The sequence below is a fragment of the Anaerohalosphaeraceae bacterium genome (assembly GCA_035378985.1).
Lineage (GTDB): Bacteria > Planctomycetota > Phycisphaerae > Sedimentisphaerales > Anaerohalosphaeraceae > JAHDQI01.
In genome coordinates, this window is the sequence record DAOSUR010000008.1 from 1 (window position 1) to 21,247 (window position 21,247).

General features: G+C 56.1%; 16 protein-coding genes and 1 other RNA gene. 7 read left to right on the forward strand and 10 right to left on the reverse strand.

What is annotated here, in order from left to right; all coding sequences use genetic code 11:
- The 3 genes from dnaX to ffs all read right to left on the reverse strand — a co-directional run.
- On the reverse strand, positions 1 to 871 hold an 871-nt coding region (gene dnaX, locus PKY88_07135; protein ID HOQ04968.1), incomplete at its 3' end, for a DNA polymerase III subunit gamma/tau.
- Between the two features lie 22 nt (positions 872 to 893).
- Entirely contained in the window at positions 894 to 1,250 is a 357-nt protein-coding gene (locus PKY88_07140) for a four helix bundle protein (protein HOQ04969.1), read from the reverse strand.
- 56 nt (positions 1,251 to 1,306) lie between these two features.
- An RNA gene (ffs, locus tag PKY88_07145) (signal recognition particle sRNA small type) lies at positions 1,307 to 1,404 on the reverse strand.
- Positions 1,405 to 1,588: 184 nt separating this feature from the next.
- On the opposite strand from ffs, the gene PKY88_07150 reads away from it, so the two are divergent.
- Positions 1,589 to 1,771, forward strand: a complete 183-nt coding sequence (locus PKY88_07150) for a ferredoxin (protein ID HOQ04970.1) — start codon at positions 1,589 to 1,591, stop codon at positions 1,769 to 1,771.
- Between the two features lie 9 nt (positions 1,772 to 1,780).
- Here PKY88_07150 and proC read toward each other — a convergent pair whose 3' ends face one another.
- Together proC and PKY88_07160 are read right to left on the reverse strand one after the other, a co-directional pair.
- Positions 1,781 to 2,596 (reverse strand): pyrroline-5-carboxylate reductase, encoded by an 816-nt coding sequence (gene proC, locus PKY88_07155; GenBank protein HOQ04971.1) that lies wholly within the window; start codon positions 2,594 to 2,596, stop codon positions 1,781 to 1,783.
- 48 nt (positions 2,597 to 2,644) lie between these two features.
- Complete coding sequence (locus PKY88_07160; protein ID HOQ04972.1) at positions 2,645 to 4,087, reverse strand: sigma-70 family RNA polymerase sigma factor; 1,443 nt, start codon at positions 4,085 to 4,087, stop codon at positions 2,645 to 2,647.
- A gap of 59 nt (positions 4,088 to 4,146) precedes the next feature.
- On the opposite strand from PKY88_07160, the gene PKY88_07165 reads away from it, so the two are divergent.
- The 3 genes from PKY88_07165 to PKY88_07175 all read left to right on the forward strand — a co-directional run bounded on the left by PKY88_07165 (position 4,147) and on the right by PKY88_07175 (position 8,201).
- Positions 4,147 to 4,287: a hypothetical protein gene (locus PKY88_07165; protein HOQ04973.1), complete on the forward strand. Its 141-nt coding sequence runs from the start codon at positions 4,147 to 4,149 to the stop codon at positions 4,285 to 4,287.
- A gap of 153 nt (positions 4,288 to 4,440) precedes the next feature.
- The gene (locus PKY88_07170; protein HOQ04974.1) at positions 4,441 to 6,537 is read left to right on the forward strand and encodes an FAD-binding protein; all 2,097 of its coding nucleotides are present in this window, start codon (positions 4,441 to 4,443) and stop codon (positions 6,535 to 6,537) included.
- Positions 6,534 to 8,201 carry an electron-transfer flavoprotein:ubiquinone oxidoreductase gene (locus tag PKY88_07175; protein HOQ04975.1) on the forward strand — a complete coding sequence of 556 codons (1,668 nt, stop codon included), beginning with the start codon at positions 6,534 to 6,536 and terminating at the stop codon, positions 8,199 to 8,201. Before PKY88_07170 ends, PKY88_07175 begins: the two co-directional genes overlap by 4 nt.
- An 18-nt stretch (positions 8,202 to 8,219) precedes the next feature.
- Here the strand turns inward: PKY88_07175 and PKY88_07180 are convergent, their stop codons facing one another.
- Positions 8,220 to 8,735 carry a DUF456 family protein gene (locus PKY88_07180; GenBank protein ID HOQ04976.1) on the reverse strand — a complete coding sequence of 172 codons (516 nt, stop codon included), beginning with the start codon at positions 8,733 to 8,735 and terminating at the stop codon, positions 8,220 to 8,222.
- An 84-nt stretch (positions 8,736 to 8,819) separates the two neighbouring features.
- On the opposite strand from PKY88_07180, the gene PKY88_07185 reads away from it, so the two are divergent.
- Together PKY88_07185 and dapF are read left to right on the forward strand one after the other, a co-directional pair.
- Positions 8,820 to 9,689, forward strand: coding sequence for a radical SAM protein (locus tag PKY88_07185; protein ID HOQ04977.1), 870 nt, complete (start codon positions 8,820 to 8,822; stop codon positions 9,687 to 9,689).
- A gap of 155 nt (positions 9,690 to 9,844) precedes the next feature.
- Positions 9,845 to 10,723 carry a diaminopimelate epimerase gene (gene dapF / locus PKY88_07190; GenBank protein HOQ04978.1) on the forward strand — a complete coding sequence of 293 codons (879 nt, stop codon included), beginning with the start codon at positions 9,845 to 9,847 and terminating at the stop codon, positions 10,721 to 10,723.
- Between the two features lie 178 nt (positions 10,724 to 10,901).
- Here the strand turns inward: dapF and PKY88_07195 are convergent, their stop codons facing one another.
- Genes PKY88_07195 through PKY88_07210 form a run of 4 tightly spaced genes read right to left on the reverse strand, consistent with a single transcriptional unit; the run spans position 10,902 to position 17,204 of the window.
- Positions 10,902 to 13,295: a hypothetical protein gene (locus PKY88_07195; GenBank protein ID HOQ04979.1), complete on the reverse strand. Its 2,394-nt coding sequence runs from the start codon at positions 13,293 to 13,295 to the stop codon at positions 10,902 to 10,904.
- A gap of 18 nt (positions 13,296 to 13,313) precedes the next feature.
- Positions 13,314 to 14,786: an MFS transporter gene (locus PKY88_07200; GenBank protein ID HOQ04980.1), complete on the reverse strand. Its 1,473-nt coding sequence runs from the start codon at positions 14,784 to 14,786 to the stop codon at positions 13,314 to 13,316.
- The gene (locus tag PKY88_07205; protein ID HOQ04981.1) at positions 14,786 to 15,778 is read right to left on the reverse strand and encodes a glycoside hydrolase family 130 protein; all 993 of its coding nucleotides are present in this window, start codon (positions 15,776 to 15,778) and stop codon (positions 14,786 to 14,788) included. The genes PKY88_07200 and PKY88_07205 overlap by 1 nt, the downstream gene beginning before the upstream one ends.
- Before the next feature lie 37 nt (positions 15,779 to 15,815).
- On the reverse strand, positions 15,816 to 17,204 hold the full coding sequence (locus PKY88_07210) for an MFS transporter (protein ID HOQ04982.1): 1,389 nt from the start codon (positions 17,202 to 17,204) through the stop codon (positions 15,816 to 15,818).
- A gap of 567 nt (positions 17,205 to 17,771) precedes the next feature.
- Here PKY88_07210 and PKY88_07215 point away from each other — a divergent pair.
- Entirely contained in the window at positions 17,772 to 21,233 is a 3,462-nt protein-coding gene (locus PKY88_07215) for a DNA polymerase III subunit alpha (GenBank protein ID HOQ04983.1), read from the forward strand.
- The last annotated feature ends 14 nt before the right edge of the window (positions 21,234 to 21,247 follow it).

The window sequence follows — 21,247 nt, forward strand, 5'->3', positions numbered from 1 at the left end:
AGAGCTCAATCAGGGCATCACAAATCGTCACCGGCATTTGGCCCATCTCCATCAGTCGGGCCGTCTCTGCCAGTACACCTGGCGCGCTGCGGGAGGCAATCTGTTCCGCCAGTTTCAGCAGGTGCCGGCGGTCCGGCCGCCCCATGCACTCCATCAGCATTGCCGCCGTCAGCGGCCGCTGACCGACGCTGAGCAGCTGATCCAGCAGACTAAGCGCATCCCGCATCGAACCGTTGGCCAGCCGTGCCAGATGAACCAGCAAATCTTCTTCGTACTCGACCTGCTCCTGCTGTAGGATTTTGCGAAGCTGCGCCGTGATGGTCTGGGCGTTCATCGCCGCAAAATCAAACCGCTGACAGCGGGACTGAATCGTCGGCAGAACCTTATTGGGCTCTGTCGTGGCAAAAATGAATTTTACATAGTCCGGCGGTTCTTCCAGAATCTTCAGCAGCGCGTTAAAGGCATTGGATGTGAGCATGTGCACTTCATCGATGATGTAGATTTTGAAGCGCGCCCGGGCCGGCCGGTAAATGGCGTTGGCAATCAGCTCCCGAACATGCTCGACCTTGTTGTTGGAGGCCCCGTCAATCTCAATCACATCGATATCATCGCCGGTATGGATTGACCGGCAGCTGTCGCACTCCAGACACGGGTGAACCGTCGGCTCCTTGGATTTCAGGCAATTCAGCGATTTGGCCAGGATGCGGGCCATCGTGGTTTTGCCCACCCCCCGGGTGCCGGTAAACAGATACGCATGGGCCACCCGCCCGGACAAGATGGCGTTTTTGAGGGTTTGCGCAACGGCTTCCTGCCCGACTACATCGTCAAAGGTCTGCGAACGGTACCGTCTTGCCAAAACCGTATAAGCCATACAATTGATTAATGATTATGGATTATTGTTTCTTCGACTGACTGGTTTTCCTGGAGGCGATGAAAATGGCGGTCAATTCGCCTGCTTCTTTTAAGAGCGCCTCACATTTCTTCAGAGGTATTATACCTTCTTCAATTAGAAATTCTATCCAAAAAGCTGTTTCATCCGTTTCTTCGATGACAATACCGAGTTTTGAGGAAAAGGCCGCTTTGGAAGGTGCTGCACAAACCGCCCTATAATTGGCTGCAACAGATGTACTGGAGCGGATAAGTTGTTTTTGGACATGCCGACAAAGAGAAGTATCTGGAAGCGAAGAGGCCAATTGTACACAGCGATGGGCAAACTGTTTGGTCCGTCTCTTTAATTCTCCCGCATCCATTCACGCTCCAGCTCCCCCCAATATTCAATAAACACTAATCACTAATCAATAAAAAAGGTGGCCGGGTTTGCCATACACAGCCCCGCTGCCGCTTAGGGCTGCTCGGTTCCCCGCCTGACCCGGTTCACGCGCGGTGCTTGCATGGGACCCGACCACAAAAAAACATTTTTGGAAGAGCCCCTTCCTGGTTCAAGGGCCCTTCTACTATAAAGACCCGACAGCAAAATTTCCACAAAAAACAAGTTTCCCGGAACACTTTTCCGGACTACAATATCCTTATTCGGAAGCTGATGGGCAGGGAGGTTGAAAAAACCCCGGAAAACTGGAGGTGTTTTGGTATGAAAGTTCGAATTGAAGACAATTGCACGGCGTGCGGTTTGTGTGTCAATACCTGTCCGGAAGTCTTCACAATGGGACAGGACAAGGCGGAAGTCCTGGTCGAGACAGTGCCGCCGATGTATGAAGAGGCGGTCGAGCAGGCCGCCGACGAGTGTCCCGTCGAAGCCATCATTGTCGAATAATCTCCGCTTTCAGGCCGACAATTCTCTGGAACGCCGGGCCGCCGCCAAAAGGGCCTGCCGCACCATCGGACCGAAAGAATACTCCCCGAAAACCTTCAGGGCCGCTTCCGTTGTCCCTCCCGGTGAAGTCACCTTTTTTCGCAGGATATCCGGTGTTTCCCCCCGGCCGGCGGCCTCCTCCGCCAGAAGTGCCGCCCCTTTGGCTGTCTGAAGAACAAGGGTTCGGGCGGTCGCCTCATCCAGCCCCAGCTCCGCAGCGGCCTTGAGCATCTCCTCCATCAGCAGGAAAAAGTACGCCGGCCCCGACCCGCTGACCGCCGTGACGGCATCGAGCAGCTCCTCGTATTCCGCCACAACCGTTTTGCCGACCGATTCAAATATCCGCAGGACATCCTGCATCTGCTGCGGCGAAGCTCCGGCATTGTACAGGGCGCTGGCGCCTGCCGAGACCATCGCGGGGGTATTGGGCATCACCCGGATAATCGGATTCTGAGACAGAAACGAGCGGATTTTGGCCGTTCGAACTCCGGCGGCAATCGAAATCACAAGCGCTCCGCGGCGGATACTGCCGGCGATTTCCTCCAGAACAGCGGCCATCTGCTGGGGTTTGACGGCCAAAATGACAATGTCGGCCTGTCCGGCCGCCGCACGATTGTCCGCTGCGGTATGAACACCATATGTCCGGCGGAGAAACTCCAACCGTTCTGCAAGGACATCCGAGACCCAAATCTGCTCCGGCTGATAAAGCCCCTGCTGCAAAAGCCCTTTCAGAAGGGCCTGTGCCATATTTCCGCCGCCGATAAATCCGAGTATTTTATTCTCCATTGTGTCGGCCTTTCTGAATACGGACCATTTTTTGGGCTATTGTATGCATCAGCCGGTCAGCAAGTCAAACTGTTCCGGACTAAGCGTCCGCCGGAGCTTCTGGAGTGCCTGAAGTTCAATCTGGCGGACCCGCTCCTTGCTCAGCCCCAGCACATCCCCGATTTCTTTGAGCGTCTTGGGCTTGGGGGGAATGACTCCCTCACTGAGGGGAAAACGATTCATCACGACAAAGCGTTCGCGTTCATCCAGCTCCCGTTCAATAATATCCAGCAGACTGCGCTGGGCCTGTTCGACGGCCCCAAAATCCGGCGCAGCCTTCCCTTCCGACGGCTGGGCCACGCGGGACAAATCCGACCCCCCGGCCCGGTCCGGACGGGCGGTCTCAGCGGGGATGCGGCGGGCAAAATCCTTGGCAATCGCCAGAGCCGCATACGTGCTGAAACGATAGCCCTTGGTGTAATCAAATTTTTCCAGAGCCGCAATCAGCGACAGATTCCCCTCTCCGACCAAATCCCCGACGGAAGCCCCGAACTGACTGTGTCTGCCCGCCACACGAATCACCAGCGGCATATTCACCTGCAGGAGGAAATGCTGCGTCTGCTCCGCCATTGCCAGATAGGTTTCAATTCGGCGCAGCTGCCGGCTGGACGGATGAGCCGGCTGAATCTGCGACCGTTCCGTGAATGCCAGGTATTTCAAATAATTGTATCGTCGAAACAGCGCCGTCTCCTCCGCACGGCTGAGCACCGAAGGAGGGGCCGCCGAAAGGTCTTTCAAGAGAACATCCGTCGATTCAACGATTGCGCGGTACGCATCCGGAGCGTGAAAGTCCGGGCTGTCCACATACTCCAGTTTCAGCCCGAGCAGTTCTTTGGCCCGCTGCTGATTAATGATTCGATGAACAGAGCTGCAGCTTAACCCAAACCGCTCCATCAGCTGCCGAACCGGCGTCTTCTGCTTATAAAGTTTGTACAGGGCGGCACGGTCTTTGGGACTCAGACGGCCGAACGGTCGGGCAAATACGGCCTTTTCCGGAAACTGCCGGTCATGTTCAGCCAGAATTAACCGCACCGTCTCCCGGGCCCGACCGAGACGTCGGGCAACCTCCTGCAAAATCGGCTCTTTCGCACGGGTCGGCCTGGCCTTCTGCAGCTGGGCCGCCATCTCAATCACAGTTTGCTTTTCTTTCTCACTAAGACGGGAAAATCCTTTTGCCCTGGCAAGCCGCTCCGGATGAGAGGAAACAAACTGATTGACAGCAGACTCCAGAAATGCCAGTCTTCTGCGCCCGTCCGGAAAAAGGCAGTGTTTACCCAGAAGCCCCTGCTTCTGCCAGCGCCGAACCGTTTTGCCGGAGACGGAAAACCGCTGGGCCAATTGAGAAACGGTATAGAGCGGCTCGTTTTGTTCGGCAGCGGACAGCTCCATCCGGCGGCTCAGCTGCATCGAAAAAACCCGCAGGTCATCCAGAAGCCGACGTCCGGGAATCAAAAGGTCCGCAAGAGCCCCATGAACTCGTCGTCCCCTAAGTCGAAAAACAATGAAATCGAATGGATACTCTTTACGCGGGTCCAAAAGTAGAAGAAGTTTTTCTATATTATCCAGAATTTTTTTCTGTTCCTGGCGGGAAACCTTCTGAAAAGGTTCCAACAATTGACGCAGGGCTGGGTGTTGAATCTGTATTGCCATAAAGGGATTATGGAGTCTGAAAAGGAACAAGGCAAGGGGTTTCCTCAGCAAGCGACACGAAAACCTTAAGCTGTTTTTAATTGACCGAAAAAACAAAGTTGATAAGATGAGGCGGCTTTTGATTTGGTCTTTGAGGTCAGTGATAACGGGGATTCATGAGCGACTATATCGTTTTAGTCAAACAAGTACCGGATGTTTCTCAGATTACGGACAATGCCTTTGACCCCAATACAGGCAATCTCATCCGAACCCGCCTGCCGAGTGTAATTAATGAATTAGATGCCCAAGCCCTTGCCTTTGCCCGCCGAATGGCTTTCCTGGCCGGTGACCAAAACGCCCGGATTATCGCCCTGACAATGGGTCCCCCAATGGCCGCAGAGGTCCTTCGCTACTGTCTGGCCCGCTGTGCCGATACCGCTATCCTCCTGACGGACAAGGCATTAGGCGGGGCTGACACCTGGGCCACAGCCAACCCGCTGGCCTGGGCCATCCGAAAAATCGCCAAAGAAATGTTTCAGGACTCGCCGGACTACTATATCGTAGCCGGTATGCAGTCCGTGGACGGCGATACAGCCCAGGTTCCTCCCCAAATTGCCGAAGAAATGAATATCCCCTGTGTTTCTTATATTACCGATGCTCACTTTCAGCAGGGGCGGTTCACTTTTACACGAATCATCTCCGGCGGCAGCCAAATCGTTCAGCTGCGGCGGATGCCGGCGGTTTTGACAGTCGCCAAATACGAATATCCCCTGTTCGCCTCCTTCCAAAGAACCCGTCAGGCCTCCAAAATCCCTCTGATTCAATGGGATGCCCGAACCATTCAGGCCAAGGCCGTCGGTGTGGAGGGCTCAAAAACCCGGGTGATTCGGGTCTTCCCGCCCGGAAAGACAACCCGCAAATGTCAGCCGGTTCATTCCGCCAAAGAACTCGCCCAGGTCATTGCCCAATCCCTGCGGCAGGCCTCCGCCGGCGAACAGGCCCAGGAAAAAGGCCGGCCGGTCTATCTTCTGCCCGCCAGACGAAAAAGCCCCTTTGACCGCTCCTTCGAAGGAACCGTCAAGGAATTGGAAGACTTCCAGGTCCTCTCCCAAATCCTTCAGGAAATGAAGATTACCCGCCCGGAAGAAATCACAGACCAGGTCTGCGAAAGAATCCTTCAGGACCCCCGCGTAGATTTTCACAAAAAAGCCCTCGAGGATATGCTGGAGGGATATCGTCAGACCGAACCGACCTACAAAGGAGAGGTCTGGGTGGTTGCCGAGCAGGACGAAAACGGCATCCATCCGGCGGTTTTCGAACTGCTGGGCAAGGCCCGCGAACTGGCGGATTCTCTGGAGGTCCAGACCGGCGTCGTGCTGGCCGGCAAATCCGTCCGGGCTTTGGCCGATTCGCTGATTGCCGCCGGTGCGGACAAGGTCTATCTGCTCGAACACCCTCTTCTGGAACCCTTTGACCCCTTTGTCTGGCGAAAGGCCGTCGCGGACGTCTGGGAGAAATACCGCCCGCAGATTGTCCTGTTTGCCGCCACCCCGCAGGGGCGGGTGCTGGCCCCGATGGTTTCCTACCGAACCGGCTGCGGGCTTACGGCCGACTGCACCGGTCTGGATATCCGCGACAGCAGCCGCAAAAAACAAATCGCCATCCTTTTCCAGACGCGTCCGGCCCTCGGGGGCAATGTGATGGCAACTATCTGCACGAAGGATTCCCCCTGCCAGATGGCCACTGCCCGCCCGGGTGTAATGCAGCGGCTCAAAGACAATCCTTCCCGCAAAGGAATCATCCTCCCTCATCCGCCGGCCCTGACAACGGAAGACCTTTCCCTGGAGGTTCTGCGGACGGAAAAAGGCACCGGAAAGGTGCATTTCGACAGCGACTGCATCGTCAGCGGCGGCAAGGGAATGCAGAACCGGGACAACTACGACCGGCTTCTGAATACACTTTGTACAGCCATTCGTGAACGCTTCGGTGTATCCGTAGAAAAAGGGGCTTCCCGCACAGCAGTTGAACAGGGTTTTGCCGAGCGGATTTATCAGGTCGGCCAGACCGGTACGGCCGTCGGTCCAAAACTGTATATCGCCGTCGGCATCTCCGGAGCCATTCAGCATATGATCGGCATCGCCAATACCGAAACAATCGTGGCGATTAATACAGACCCGCACGCACCGATTTTCAAGCAGTGCGATTATTACCTTATCGGCAGCGCTGAACAAGTGATCCCTCAACTGGCGGAAGAATTGAGGACAATGGGATGAGCACACCGCAGGCAAATCCTGTTTCGGTTTTGATTATCGGGGCCGGACCGGCGGGCCTGTCGGCGGCCATTCATCTGAAAAAGAACCATCCGCAACTGGATGTGGTTGTCATTGACAAGGCCGCCGGGCCGGGCCATCACAATCTGTCCGGCGCCGTGGCAGAATCCGCAGCCCTCGAGCGGCTGCTGAACCCGATTGACCCAAACTGGCAAACCTCCGAACAGGCCAAAAAAGTGCTCATCGGGCAGGTTCAGCAGGATGACCTGCTCTTTATGGCCGGACAATGCGCCGCATTCAAAATCCTGCCCGCCGTGTATCTGGCCAAAACCCTGGGGCTGGGATTCGGCCAGCTGAGCCATCGCGGAGACTGGATTTGTTCACTGAGCCGCCTGACCGTTTGGCTGTGCGAATTGGCGCAAAAGGCGGGCGTCGAGGTCCTGCACGGCTTTGCCGCCGGCGAAATCCTCTGGAACGAGCAAACCCATCTGGCCGAGGGCATTCGGCTGGTGGATCAGGGACTCGACAAAGAAGGACATCCGCAGCCCAACTTCCTGCCCGGGGAAATCATCCCGGCCCGGATGATCCTGATTGCCGAAGGTTGCGACGGACAAATCGCCGAGCAATTCATCCAAAAGGCCGGACTGCGGCGGCAATGCCCCCAGCTGTTTTCGCTGGGTGTTAAGGAATTGATTAAGGTCTCGCCGCAACAGTACGAGGCATTCGGCTCAGGGCGCGTCGTTCATGCGATGGGCTATCCGCTCTGGACACCGCTGATCGGCCCGGGGATGTTCGGCGGCGGGATTATGTATCCGATGGGAGCCGAACAGATTGCCGTCGGGATGATTGTCGGGCTGGACTATCCGTATTACGATTTTAATCCGCAGGACGCCCTGACGCTCTTTAAGGAGCACCGGTGGGTGCGGCGGTTTATCGAGGGCGGCAAGGTCGTCGAAGGCGGCGCCAAAATGATACCCGAAGGCGGCTTTTATGCCCTGCCGCGCTGCCCGCAGACCGGCTCCATCGGCAAAAGCAACGTCTGCCTTCTGGGCGACAGTGCGGGGTTCGTGAATATGCTCAAAATCAAGGGCATTCACAACGCCGTCTATTCGGGTCTGGCCGCCGCGGAAGCCGTCGGGGCCAATCTGGACACACCGGCGGCCGTCGCCCGATGCTACACACGGCTGCTGGAGGAAAACGGCGTCTTAAAAGAAATGGCCTCCGCCAAAAACTTCCGCCAGACCGTCGCCAAATTCGGCCCGCTGCAGGGGCTGCCTTTGTCCGTTCTGGGAGACTGGCTGCCCCGATTTTCCGTTGAACCCGACTGGCAGGCCATGCGCCGGCGGCGCTATCGGCTCAAACCGCCTGTGCGGTTTGACAAAGACACCTTCACGGCTGTCGCCGGCACGGCTCATCGGGAGGAACAGCCCTGCCACCTGACGATACGCGATGCGGCCGTGTGCAAAGAGAAATGTCAGCCGACTTTTGAAGCCCCCTGCATCACCTTCTGTCCGGCGGGCGTGTATGAATCCATTCAGGGCATCGTCAAACCGGCTAATCCTTCCAATTGTCTGCACTGCAAAACCTGTCAGAGGAAATGCCCGTTTGACAATATCCGCTGGCGGTGTCCGGAACCGACCGGCGGCCCGAAATACAAAACGATGTAGTCGGATGTTCGACCCCTGTCAGGGCCAAAACGCCGCCGCCGCAATCAAAAGCCAAATCAGAACCCCCATCAGGATTTTCAGGAACGCCCCAGCCGCCGTGCCCAGACCGGCTCCGATGCCGGACTGGATGGAAATCTGTCGGGGCTTTCCGGAACGGCGTTCGAACGCCCAGGCGGCCAGACCCGCCCCGATGCAGCCGCCCAGCAGCGTGCCCGCAAAAGGAACGGGAATGAAAATCGTGCCCAACACCGCCCCCGCCATCGCTCCGCCGACAGCTGCCAACGAGGCCTTCCAGCCCGCCCCGGCTCTTCTCGCCCCTGCCAGACCCGCCCAAAACTCGGCCAGCTCTCCCAACAGGGCCAGCACAGCCGCTGCCGCCAGTGTCCAAACGGAAAAAATTCCGCGTTCCGCCTGCCACCAGGCAAACCCCGCCGTCGTCAGCACCATCAGCCAGTTGCCCGGCAGATAAAAAAAGCCCAGCACCAGCCAGAAGGCGTTCACCAAAATCAGCAATACCAGATAGACATAAATCATAACGGTGGATTGACCTTTTTTCCGTACACGATTACGCTGACTATCAGCATACGATAAAAAGAGCGATAGAGGAAACAAAAACCGATGAAAAGCCGGTTGGCCGAAAAAGCGAAGATTCTTCAGGACAATCTGGGCCGCTGCACGCTTTGTCCTCGCCGCTGCGGCGTCAACCGATTGGCCGGTCAGAAAGGGTATTGCGGGACTGGGGCCCGGCCGGTTATCAGCAGTTTCGGGCCGCATTTCGGTGAAGAAAGCGTGCTCGTCGGACACGGCGGCTCCGGCACGGTCTTTTTTACCAGCTGCAATCTGCGGTGTGTCTATTGTCAAAATTATGACATCAGTCAGCTGCATCAGGGCGAAGAAATCACCATCGAGGAACTGGCAGAGATTTTTCTGCGGCTGCAGGCAAGAGGGTGTGTCAATATCAATCTGGTAACGCCCACGCATCAGATTGCGGCGATTGTGCCCGCCCTCCTGAAGGCCAAAGACGAGGGACTGCATCTTCCGATTGTTTACAACACCGGCGGATACGACCTGCCGGAAACGCTGGCGATGCTCGACGGTCTGATTGATATCTATATGCCCGATATGAAATATGCAGATTCCTCGACTGCTGCACGCTATTCAGATGCACCGGATTATCCCCAGGTTAACCAGGCGGCCGTCCGCCAAATGCACCGGCAGGTCGGCGATTTGGTCATCGAAAACGGGCTGGCTGTGCGGGGCCTGCTCATTCGGCACCTGGTCCTGCCCGGCGGTCTGGCCGGCAGTGAACAGATTTTTGACTTTCTGGCCGAGCACATTTCCCCCCATACAGCCGTCAACGTAATGGACCAATATCACCCCTGCTTCCGGGCCGATGAGTATCCGCCGCTGAACCGCCGCCCGACAAAACCCGAATACGAAACCGCCCTCGCCTGCGCCAGCCGAAAAGGCCTGCGGCTCATTCAATAAATCCTTTTTACCGCATCTAATTGATTGCTTTGAAGGGCTTCTTGCCCTATACTTAGTTTTCCGACAAAACAGAGCGTCATTCCCGCGCAGGCGGGAATCCAGTACTTCTGCTGAAGTTTTGTGGGATGTTTTCGTATATTTGGCGGAGAAACACGATGGATTTTGTAAAGATGCATGGGCTGGGCAACGACTACGTGTATGTGGACTGCTTTCGGCAGCGGGTGGACAATCCGAGTCAGCTGGCGGTGCAAATCAGCGACCGCCACTTCGGCGTCGGCTCCGACGGGCTGATTCTCGTGTGTCCCTCGGAAAGGGCGGATGTCCGGATGCGGATGTTCAACGCCGACGGCTCCGAAGCCCAGATGTGCGGCAACGGTATTCGCTGTCTGGCCAAATATTTTTACGAAACCTATCACCCCCATACAGCCGACCACGAAATGTCGGTCCCCGGCCAGCGAACCTTTCCGGCGATGCTTCGCGTTGAGACCGGACGCGGCATCCTGACTGTCGGCCTCGAACTGGATGAACACAACAAGGTCAGCCGCGTGTGCGTCAATATGGGCCAGCCGATCCTGAAGGCCCGCGAGATACCGGTGGCACTCGACGCCGAACAGGTCGTCAACGTCCGGATGCCGGTACACGGACAGGAACTGTCGATGACCTGCGTGTCGATGGGCAATCCGCACGCCGTCTTTTTCTGTGAAGACCTCGATGCCATCGACCTGCCGCTGATCGGCCCGCTGATTGAACATCACGAATTGTTTCCGCAGCGGGTCAACGTGCATTTTGTCAAAAGCGACAATCCGAACGAGTTCACCATGCGGACCTGGGAGCGGGGCAGCGGCATCACACTGGCCTGCGGCACCGGCGCCTGTGCTTCGCTGGTAGCAGGCGTTTTAATCGGACGCTGTCAGCGGCTGGTTCGGGCCCATCTGCCCGGCGGCGACCTGGACCTGAACTGGTGCGAAACGGACAACTGCGTCTATATGACCGGCCCGGCTGTGGAGGTCTTCCGCGGCGTCTGGCCCGACTGAAAGCATCGAATAACACTTTGCCGAAAGATTTTGGATTCCCGCCTGCGCGGGAATGACAAAAAACACGCTTTCAGAGGTGACAAGGCAATAGAAAGGAAGGCACGTCCATCGCAAGGAACTCGGCAGGCTGCAGAAAACAACTGTGCATTTTTCAGGTACACAAAATACCCATCTCCGGTCAGCCCAGAATAACCCGGACCTCATTGCGGTCTTTCATCTGCTCGGGGCGAATCAGATTGCCGTCAACAGTCTGGCCGTTCACAATCAGCTGTTTGACCCCTTTTTGGACCCCCTTGTCATTTCGGATTTCTATGTCGAACCATTTCTTGCGGAAACGCCGGCGAAGGCGAATTTCTTTCCAGTCGGCAGGCACACACGGGTCCAGACGCAGCCCGTCATAATCCGGCTGCACGCCTAAAATATACTGAACCGCCGCATAATAGGACCAGGCCGCCGCCCCCGTCAGCCACGGCAGACGCGAAGCCCCGAAGCGAGGGCTGTACTTGCTGTGCGTAAACTGACAATAGACATAGGGTTCAATCTGGCGAATGTCCGCCCGGCTGTTATACACCGCGGGCAGATAGGCCCGAAAATAGCGATAGGCCTTTTCGCCGCGGCCCAGCATCGCCTCGGCAATCACCGCCCAGCCCTGTGTATGCGAAAAAATGGAGGCATTCTCCTTCATCCCCTGATTAAAGAGAGAGGCCTTGATGATGTGATGATCCGTTTTTTCATAGGGCGGGTCGCAAATCATCAGGCCGTACTCCGTCGCCAGATGCCGGCCGACCTCTTCCATCACCGCCAGCGCCCGCGGCCCCTGCAAATATCCGCTCAGGACCGCCCAGGTCTGCGGGTTGAGCCAGATGCGGCCCTCCTCATTCTCCTGCGAACCGAATTTCATCCCATCCCATCGATACGCCCGCAGGAACCAGCGCCCGTCCCAGGCATGCCGTTCGATGTTCTTATCCAGCCGCGTTAAGTGCCCCTGTGCCCAGCCGGCCTCATCCCGGCGTCCGAGCCGTTCACAGATTTCGATATACGTCTTCAGCGCATACCGCAGCTGAAAGGCCGCAAAGACGCTTTCGCCCTTGTGTCCGAGCTGCAGGCAGTCATTCCAGTCCGCCGACAGGCCGCACGGCAGCCCGTGCGCCCCGCTGCGCTCCAGCGAAAATTCAATCGCCCGCTTCAGATGCCCCAGCACAGTATCCTCCCCCCGGTCGGCATACGGCAGAACCTTGTCATAAAACGCCAAATCGCCTGTTTCCTTGACAAACGCCGGCACGGTGCAGAACAGCCACAGGCAGTCATCCGAACGGTATTCCTCCTCTTTCGGAGGGCACTCCTCTCCCGGGCGATGAGCAAACGGCTTGACCAGCGGCATCGCCCCGCCGGTGGAAACCTGACCGGTGAGCATCAGTTCCAGCCGCCCGCGCGCCTCCTCCGGAATCAAATGCATCACCCCCAGCAAATCCTGCACGGTATCGCGATAGCCCAGCCCATCCCGCTCGCCGCAGTAAACCAGACTGGCCGCCCGCGACCAGGCATACGTAATCAGGCAGTTGTAGGGGCTCCACATATTCAGCATGCTGTTCAGGTCCGCATCCGGAGTCTGGACCGTCAGGCCCTTCAGCCGGCTGTGCCAGTACTGTTTGAGCTGCTCAAAGGCCTGATGAACCTTCCGCAGATCGCTGTATTCCTGCACGGTTTTGCGTCCCTCGACGGCGGCCTTGCCGATGCCCAGAAAAACAGCCAGCTCCTGCGGCTGCCCCGGCTCCAGAACGACATCCATCTGCAGCACCCCGCAGCCGTTGTCGCCCCAGGCCAGTGACTGCGTGCATCGGCCCTGCTCGACAACCAGCGGATTGCGGTACGTGCGGTACGGCCCCAAAAAGACATCGCGGTCCGTATCAAACCCGGTAATCTCCGCACCGACCGCTGCTAAAAATGTATGACGGTTGCCGTCGTGATGCGGCAGACTGCCCGTACTGTCCGGCAGCAGCACATTGATGCCGTGGTCGATGATGTTGTCCACGACCTGCATCCGCACAATAAACTGCGTGTATTGCAGATTGATAAAGTCCTGCCAGACATGCCAGTTGTTGGCGTACTCGACAAACGTAAACAGCCGCAGCCGCCGGCGGACCTTGTCCAGATTCGTCACCTTCAAAAGCCAGCACTCCAGATGCCTGCCCAGCGGAACAAAATAGGTCGTCTCCGTGCGGATTCGGCCGTACTCTGACTCGATAATCGTATAGGCGGTGCCGTGCCGGCAGACGGATTGGTACTGCTCGAGGGGCTTGCCGACCGGCTGCCAGGAGGCCGACCAGTAGTCCCCGCTGTCCATATCGCGCAGATAAAGGTAGCGTCCGGGCTGATCCATCGGAATCGCATTAAAGCGAAGCCGCAGGAAGCGGCCCTGGGCGGCCGAATGAAAAAAACTGTAGCCGCCGGCGTTGTTGGTGATGATGGCCCCGTATTCGGTCGAGCCCAGATAATTGCTCCACGAACGGGGCGTGTCCGGACGGGTGATGACATATTCTTTCCGCTCGTCGTCAAAGTATCCGTACCGCATATCTCCTCCGCAAACCGTTTATACCCTGCCGCGCCGCGCCTCCAGCGCCGCCCGGATTTCCGCGCATTTCTCCCGCGACAGCGGCACCTGCAGCACAAAGAAAATCACCCCGAGCAGGCCGAGAATCGGTATCAGCGCCAGCATCGCCCGAATCCAGAAAATGGTCTGGGGACTCTGCACATCCACCCGGCGGTCAAAGCCGGCCCAGTCCAGAATCAGTCCAGAGACAAAATATCCGCCGGCATTGCCCAGTTTGAGCAGATAGGAACCGCAGGCGGTAAAAGACCCCTCCCGCCGCGTCCCCGTCTGCCATTCGTCATAATCAATCACGTCCGCCCCGATCGAACCATGCAGCATCCACAAGCCCGCCGCGGCCATTCCCATCAGTCCCGCCGCCAGGGTCTGAAGCCAGGGAACCAGCGGCGTGTACAAAAACCACGAGCCGCCGTAGCCGAAAATCCCGATGGCCGCCGCAGCCGCAACAGCCCTGCGCTTCTCCGTCCAGTACGCAATCCGATTCAGCACCGGACCGCCCAGCAGTCCCCCGACCATAAAGGCAATGCCGTTCCAGAAGTTCCAGTTGTCCCCTTCAATTGTATTGCCCCGGCAGACATAATAGACTGTGGCATAATACCCCAGCGCCCCGACCATGCTGGTTCCGAGGGTAAAGGATGCGCCGAATCCCATCATCAGCCGGAAAGGACGGCATTTGAGCGTTTCATAAAAGGAACTCCGCAGAGGAATCCGCCGTGCGGTTTTGACCACCACCTTCTCGTAATACCGCTCCGGCACCCGCAGGAAAATCACAAGGGCAAACAGGGCCATCAGCGTACCCAGAATCGCCGTATAGACCTGCATCCCCAGCAGCGTATTCTTTTTGTTCACCTCCGGCAGCAGAAACCACGACAGATTCGTAAAGCGAAGGGCATAAAAATTGCCGACTTCGAAGATTTTCTGCATCACACTCCGATAGGTCATCACGGAGGTGCGCTCTTCATAATCCGGCGTCATTTCCGCCCCCAGACTGTTGTAAGGAACGGAAAACGCACTGACAATCGGAATATAAATCAGCGAAGAAAGCATCATATACCAGAACACCGCCGACAGCCCCAGAATCGTGACTTGCGACCAGGAAGGGGAAACCCAAAACAGCGCCGGCAGTCCCAGCCCGCTTGCAATTCCCGCAATCAAAATAAAGGGCCGACGCCGTCCGTGCCGGCTGCGCAGATTGTCCGAAAGCCACCCGGCCAGCGGGTCCGAAACGGCATCATAAATCCGAATCAGTGTCAGCGCCAGTCCGACCAGCCAGGGGGGCACCCCCAAATAGATATTGAACACTGCATAGGCCACCGCCGGATAGAGCCAAAACCCCCACATATCCAGGGCCGTACCCAGTCCATAGCAGACTTTGGTCAGGACCGGCAGCCGGTCTCGTTCGGGTTTGTGCGGACTGGCTTCCAACAGGGTCTCCAAAACCGCATCAGACAGCATTAAAAGACTTCGGAATTGTTCCGGATATAGTCAATCAGCTCATCGACCTGCGCAAAGGCAATCGCCGTGCAGGTATCGGCGGCTCCGTAGTAAATGGCGATACGTCCGGTGTCGGCATCATACAGATTGGCACAGGGGAAAACCACATTCGGCACAAAGCCTACCGTTTCATAGGGCTTCTCCGGCGTAAGCAGATAATCGCGCGTGCGGTAGAGCACTTTGCCCGGGTCGTTGAGATCCAGAATCGCCGCCCCAAAACTGTACACAAAGCCGTTGCAGGTATTCGAGACGCCGTGATAGAACAGCAGCCAGCCGGCCGTCGTCTCAATCGGCACCGGGCCGGCACCGATTTTGGTGTTCTGCCACCAGCCCTGACCGCCCCGCCCCATCACCCAGCGGTGACGGCCCCAATGAATCAAATCCGGGCTTTCGCTGAGGAAAATATCGCCGAACGGCGTATGCCCGCTGTCGCTCGGACGGCTCAGCAGCAGGTATTTGCCGCTGACCTTGCGCGGGAACAGCACTCCGTTGCGGTTGTACGGCATCAGCGGATTGGGCATCCGGATAAATGTCTTGAAATCCTTCGTGCGTCCCAGCCCGATAGACGGCCCGTGCATATCATCGCACCAGACAATATAGTACGTGTCCTCAATCTGCACAAACCGCGGGTCATAGCCGAAACTCAGCGGGCTGGGTTTGCCCTCTTCATCCACCCAGTCAATCGGGGCCGGACCAATCGTCCAGCGGATTCCGTCCGGACTGCGTCCGAAGAACAGCGTGGCCCGTCCGTTCCGCTGGTCGCCGCGAAACACGCCGACAAACTCATTCTGATACGGCAGAACCGCACTGTTGAAAATCCGCGCAGCCCGCGGAATCGGATTCCAGTTCAAAATAGGATTGCCGCTGTAGCGCCATACAACATCCCGGCACCCTTTCGGCTTGTCTTCCCAAGGGATGTTCGGCAAAGCAGAGCCGAGAATTGTTTTTTTCATACCGCTGTGTCCCTTTCCCATACCAAAGATGCCTGTATTAATTTTCTACAGAAACCAAAGACATTTCCTGCCGTCTTCGCTCCTGAAGTTCAAGACCGATTTGCTGAAGTGTCTGCTCATCCAGATTGTAAAAACACATAATCACGATGGAAATCAGGCCCGCCAGACCGGGGATGATGCTCATCAGCAGACGAAACCCGAAGATGACCCGTTCCGGCTGTTCCATATCGGGCTGATACCCAAACCAATGAAGCAGCCAGCCGGTCAGAAGAGCCCCGAAGGCCCAGGCGAATTTCTGCGCCATCGTCGAGGCGGAAAAGACCAGCCCCGTGGCCCGACGCCCGTTCTTCCATTCCGAATAATCCGCCGCATCGGCATACATCGCCCAAATCAGAGGCGTTAGGGGCCCGCCTGCAAACGAACCGACAAACTGCGCCGCCAGAATCAGGAAAAGATGCTTGGGCGTATAAACGAAAAAAGAAATCGTTAATACATTGGCAAGGAGGAACAAAACAATGAATGCTTTTTTCTTGCCGAGCAGACGGGCAAACCCGCTCACGGCCGCCACACCGGCCAGACTGCCGACCATTCCGACCGTATTGAAAAACGAAATCCATTTTTCATACTTGCCGGGAGCGATGTAATACTTGAAATAATAGTTGATAACCCCCAGCCGTATCGAAACCCACAGAAGCATCATAAGCGTGGCAAAAAGCAGAAGCAGCCACGGACCGTTGGTCAGGAGGTCCTGAATATCCTGCCGGATGGACGTTTTCTGGGAAGCCGGCGGCGAAACCCTCTCCCGTGTGGACAGAAACGTAACAACAAAGAACACAACGGCCGCCGCTCCGAAGATGCGCATCGCAATCTTCCAGCCGTCGGGAGAACTGCCGGAACCGCCGATCCATTTGACCATCGGCATCAAAAATGCAGACACCACCAAAGCAGCCCCGTAAGCCCCAAAATACTTAAAGGAAGACAGCACGACTCGTTCCGACGAATCAGGCGTCAGCACCCCCAGCATCGCCGAATAGGGAATATTAATGACGGTATAAAGCATCATAAAAAGGTTAAAGGTGACATAGGCATAAATGAGTTTGGCAGTCGGGCCCCAGGAAGGAGTTGTAAAAGTCAGAACAGCCGCGGCGGCCAGCGGAACAGCCGTCCAGAGCAGATACGGTCTGAATTTGCCCCAGCGGCTGGACGTGCGGTCTGCAATCAGCCCTACCAGAGGATCATTGATACCATCCCACAGACGCGACAGATAAATCATTGTACCCGCCGCAGCGGCACTGAGGCCGAACACATCTGTATAAAAGAAAAGCAGATGCAGAGAAATGGTCTGCCAGAACAAAACCGAGGCAAAATCCCCGCAGGCATAGCCGATTTTTTCCCAAAAACTCAATTTTCTGCTCGGCTCATCCATTTAGTCGCTCCACCTTCTGATTCCCGACAGATCTTGGCTTCTTATTCCGGCAGGGCAAAAAAACTCCCTGAACGGGTTATCCAACTCCATCAAACCCCTGCTTGTCAAGGAAAAATTTTTTAGCAAAAACCCTATGCAAATATTTTCGAAAATGAAGAAACAGATTTAAGACATTCAGGATGTGCTAATGGTTTTATCGTCTAAAAAACAGGAAAAGACCCTTGTGGAACTTTTGGGGTTACCGTTCGGGTCTCTTCCTTGGAGGGGAGAAAACATTTTATCAGTTCATAGATTTATACGTAATATTACCGAAGCGGGTCTTCCATTACAACCTTTTTTTAAAAATTTTTATATATTTCATAAGTATTTTTGCACAAATTGGTTACATCCCATTATGAGAAATTATTTAAAATTCACATCGGTATATATACTGATGTCACTCTAAAGATTTCTCTATATTAACCAACACCTTTCCCAGAAATTCGGCTTACAAAACAGTTGATTAGCCCCTTCCTTGCTTTTATGATACCCCCCCAGAAATGTATCGGAACGGAGTGATGAACGATTATGGACGATAAAGGGTTTACTCACCTTCACTTACATACACAATACTCCCTGCTCGACGGTGCCATTCAGCCCGATGCTCTTTTTGAAAAATGCCGTCAAATGGGGATGGATACCGTCGCCATTACCGACCATGGCAACCTTTTCGGGGTTCTCGATTTCTACCTTCAGGCCCAGAAATACAGCATCAAGCCCATTTTGGGAATGGAGGCCTACATCGCCCCCGGCTCCCGCTTTGAGCGTCAGAAAGGCGGCGGCGTCAAAGACAATACCTATCACCTGCTCCTGCTGGCTGAAAATCTTAAAGGATACCAGAACCTTCTGCAGTTGAGCAGCATCGGCTATACAGAAGGGTTTTACTACCGCCCGCGAATCGACAAAGAGGTCCTGGCCCAGTTCAGCGAAGGGTTGATCTGCACCAGCGCCTGCATTGCCGGCGAAATCCCCACAGCCCTCGTCCGCGAAGACCGACAGACAGCTCGCCGAGCTGCCGAAGAATACCTGAAAATATTCGGCCCCGAACGATTCTTCATCGAAATCCAGCAGCACGAAAATGATGAACATCCGCACCTCCTGCCGGCCCTGGCTGACTTGGCCAAGGAGCTTGGAATCGGACTAGTTGCCACCAACGACGTTCACTTCCTGAACGCCGATGATTATGAGGCCCATATGGTCCTGTGCTGCATCAACACCGGCAAAAAAATTACCGATGTGGACAAGATGGAGTACCCGCCGGATGTCTATTTAAAAAGCCCTCAGGAAATGAGAACCCTCTTTGCGGCCTATCCGGAGGCCTGCGACAACACACTGGCGATTGCCGGCCGCTGTCAGGTCGAACTGAACCTGAAAACACGCCATGCCCCGCGTTATCACACTCCGGCGGGCAAAACCCCCGAACAAATGCTCACGGAACTGGTGCTCGAAGGGGCCAAAAAACGCTACGGACACATCACCCAGCCGATCCAGGACCGAATCAACTGGGAGCTGGAAGTCATTAAAAGCAAAGGGTTTGCCAGCTACTTCCTGATTGTCTGGGACTTCTGCAATTACGCCAAAGAACAAAACATCCCCGTCGGGGCACGCGGCAGTGCCGTCGGAACCATCGTCGGATACTGTCTGGGCATCTGCAACATCGACCCGCTCCGCTATGACCTGCTGTTTGAGCGGTTTATGGACCCCGAACGCAACGAGATGCCCGATATCGATATCGACATCTGCCAGGACGGCCGGGAAAAAATCCTCAATTACGTCCGGCAGAAATACGGGCACATCGCACAAATCATTACGTTCGGAACGATGAAGGCCCGTGCGGTCATCCGAGATGTCTGCCGGGTGCTGGATGTGCCGCTGGCGGAGGCCGACCGTCTGGCCAAACTGGTTCCGTCGGAACTGAAGATGACCCTCGATAAGGCCCTCGAGGCCGAACCGGACTTAAAAAAGGCCTACGAAACCGATGAAAAAACCCGCCGGGTGATTAACATCGGAAGAAAACTGGAAGGCCTGGCTCGCCACGCCTCCGTCCACGCCTGCGGAGTCGTCATCGCCGATGAACCCCTGACCCGCTTTCTGCCGCTGTACAAGCAGGCCGGCTCCGAAGAACTCATTACCCAGTTTGAAGGACCCTTTGTCGAAAAGGCCGGCCTGATGAAGATGGATTTTCTGGGCCTCAAGACCCTCAGCATCATCCAGCGAACCGTCGATTTGATTCAGGAAATCCACGGCAAAACCATCGACATCGAAGCCATCGATATTATGGATCAGCGGGTCTATCGGGAAATCTTCAGTGCCGGCAGAACCAAAGGCATCTTCCAGTTTGAATCCAGCGGAATGCAGGAAATGCTTCGCAAACTCCGGCCCGACCGGCTGGAAGACCTTATCGCCGCCAACGCCCTCTATCGGCCCGGACCGCTGGCCCTGATTCCGGAGTTCATCGAGCGCAAACACGGCGCCCGCTGGTCGGCCCCCCACCCGATTATGGAGGAAATCCTCGCCGAGACCTTCGGCATCATCGTCTATCAGGAACAGGTGATGCGCATCTGCAATCGGCTCGGCGATATTCCCCTCCGCGAGGCCTATACGCTGATTAAGGCCATCAGCAAGAAAAAAGAAGACGTCATCCAGGCCGAACAAAAACGCTTCATCGACGGCTGCATCCGCAAAGGACTTCAGCCCGAACAGGCCGAGGAAATCTTTGCCCTGATTCGCCGGTTTGCCGACTACGGCTTTAACAAAAGCCACGCCACCCGCTATTCCTTCGTCGCCTATCAGACGGCCTGGCTGAAGACCTATTACCCCGTGGAGTTTATGGCGTCCCTGCTCACCTATGAAATGGGCGATACCGACAAAGTGGTGGAATACATCGGCGAATGCCGAGACATGGGCATCGAAGTCCTGCCGCCGGATATCAACGAAAGCTTCGTGGACTTTACGGTGATTTACGACGAGCAGAAAAAGAAGGGTCTGATTCGCTTCGGTCTGGCGGCCGTCAAAGGCGTCGGTTCCAAAGCCGTCGAACAGATTATCGCCGCACGCGAGCGTGTCAGAGGGTTCCGCAGTCTTTTCCATTTCTGCGAAAGCGTGGACCTGCACACCGTCAACAAACAGGTGCTCGAAGCCCTCATCAAGGCCGGCGCCTTTGACTCTCTCGGAGGCAGCCGTGCTCAGATGGCCGCCGCCCTCGAAAAAGCGATGCAGTGCGGCGCCGCCTTCCAGGCCGACCGCCAGAAAGGACAAATGAATTTCTTCCTGAACGGCCCCCTGGCCGCCGAAGAAGCCAAAACCGAACCGATGCACCTGCCCGATGTGCCCGCCTGGTCCGAACAGCAGATGCTGGCCTACGAAAAGGAAGTTCTCGGCTTCTATGTAACCAGCAACCCGCTCAGCAAGCACGCGCAGATTATCGAGCTGTATTCCACCTCCAACACCGCCAAGCTCCGCCTGCTGCGACAGGAGCAGGAGGTCATTGTCGGGGGAATGATTACCAAAATCCGCTATACCATTACGAAAAACGGCAAAAATGCCGGCGCGAAAATGGCCGTCGCCGAACTGGAGGACCTTCAGGGCAAATGTGAAGTGGTACTTTTTCCAAAAACTCTCGAAAAATGCGGCCATCTCCTTCAGCCCGATCGAATCGTCTTTGTGCGGGGAACAGCCCAGACTCTCCGCGAAATCCCCAATATCCGCTGTGACGAACTGATTGAACTGGAAGAAGCAGGACGCCGATTCAGCGCCAGGGTGAAACTGGAACTGGACGCACAAACCGTCGATAAAACCCTGCTGGAAAAAATCCGCCAAATCTGCCTGCACAACCGCGGCAAAAGTCCGATTGAGCTGACCATTTATACCCCGAAACGGTTCCGGATTACAGCCAAAGCGGATTCCAGCCTGTCCATCCGCGCCGACCTCGAATCCCATCGGAAGCTGGAAGCCCTCCTCGGCCGCGGCAAAGTGCATTTTACGGCCTGAGCCAATCCCGACTT

Excerpts from the sequence above, each read along its gene's own strand:
- PKY88_07140 (HOQ04969.1), bottom strand. The coding sequence starts at position 1,250 with ATGGATGCGGGAGAATTAAAGAGACGGACCAAACAGTTTGCCCATCGC.
- PKY88_07150 (HOQ04970.1), top strand. The coding sequence starts at position 1,589 with ATGAAAGTTCGAATTGAAGACAATTGCACGGCGTGCGGTTTGTGTGTC.
- proC (HOQ04971.1), bottom strand. The coding sequence starts at position 2,596 with ATGGAGAATAAAATACTCGGATTTATCGGCGGCGGAAATATGGCACAG.
- PKY88_07165 (HOQ04973.1), top strand. The coding sequence starts at position 4,147 with ATGGATACTCTTTACGCGGGTCCAAAAGTAGAAGAAGTTTTTCTATAT.
- PKY88_07170 (HOQ04974.1), top strand. The coding sequence starts at position 4,441 with ATGAGCGACTATATCGTTTTAGTCAAACAAGTACCGGATGTTTCTCAG.
- PKY88_07175 (HOQ04975.1), top strand. The coding sequence starts at position 6,534 with ATGAGCACACCGCAGGCAAATCCTGTTTCGGTTTTGATTATCGGGGCC.
- PKY88_07180 (HOQ04976.1), bottom strand. The coding sequence starts at position 8,735 with ATGATTTATGTCTATCTGGTATTGCTGATTTTGGTGAACGCCTTCTGG.
- PKY88_07185 (HOQ04977.1), top strand. The coding sequence starts at position 8,820 with ATGAAAAGCCGGTTGGCCGAAAAAGCGAAGATTCTTCAGGACAATCTG.
- dapF (HOQ04978.1), top strand. The coding sequence starts at position 9,845 with ATGGATTTTGTAAAGATGCATGGGCTGGGCAACGACTACGTGTATGTG.
- PKY88_07195 (HOQ04979.1), bottom strand. The coding sequence starts at position 13,295 with ATGCGGTACGGATACTTTGACGACGAGCGGAAAGAATATGTCATCACC.
- PKY88_07200 (HOQ04980.1), bottom strand. The coding sequence starts at position 14,786 with ATGCTGTCTGATGCGGTTTTGGAGACCCTGTTGGAAGCCAGTCCGCAC.
- PKY88_07205 (HOQ04981.1), bottom strand. The coding sequence starts at position 15,778 with ATGAAAAAAACAATTCTCGGCTCTGCTTTGCCGAACATCCCTTGGGAA.
- PKY88_07210 (HOQ04982.1), bottom strand. The coding sequence starts at position 17,204 with ATGGATGAGCCGAGCAGAAAATTGAGTTTTTGGGAAAAAATCGGCTAT.
- PKY88_07215 (HOQ04983.1), top strand. The coding sequence starts at position 17,772 with ATGGACGATAAAGGGTTTACTCACCTTCACTTACATACACAATACTCC.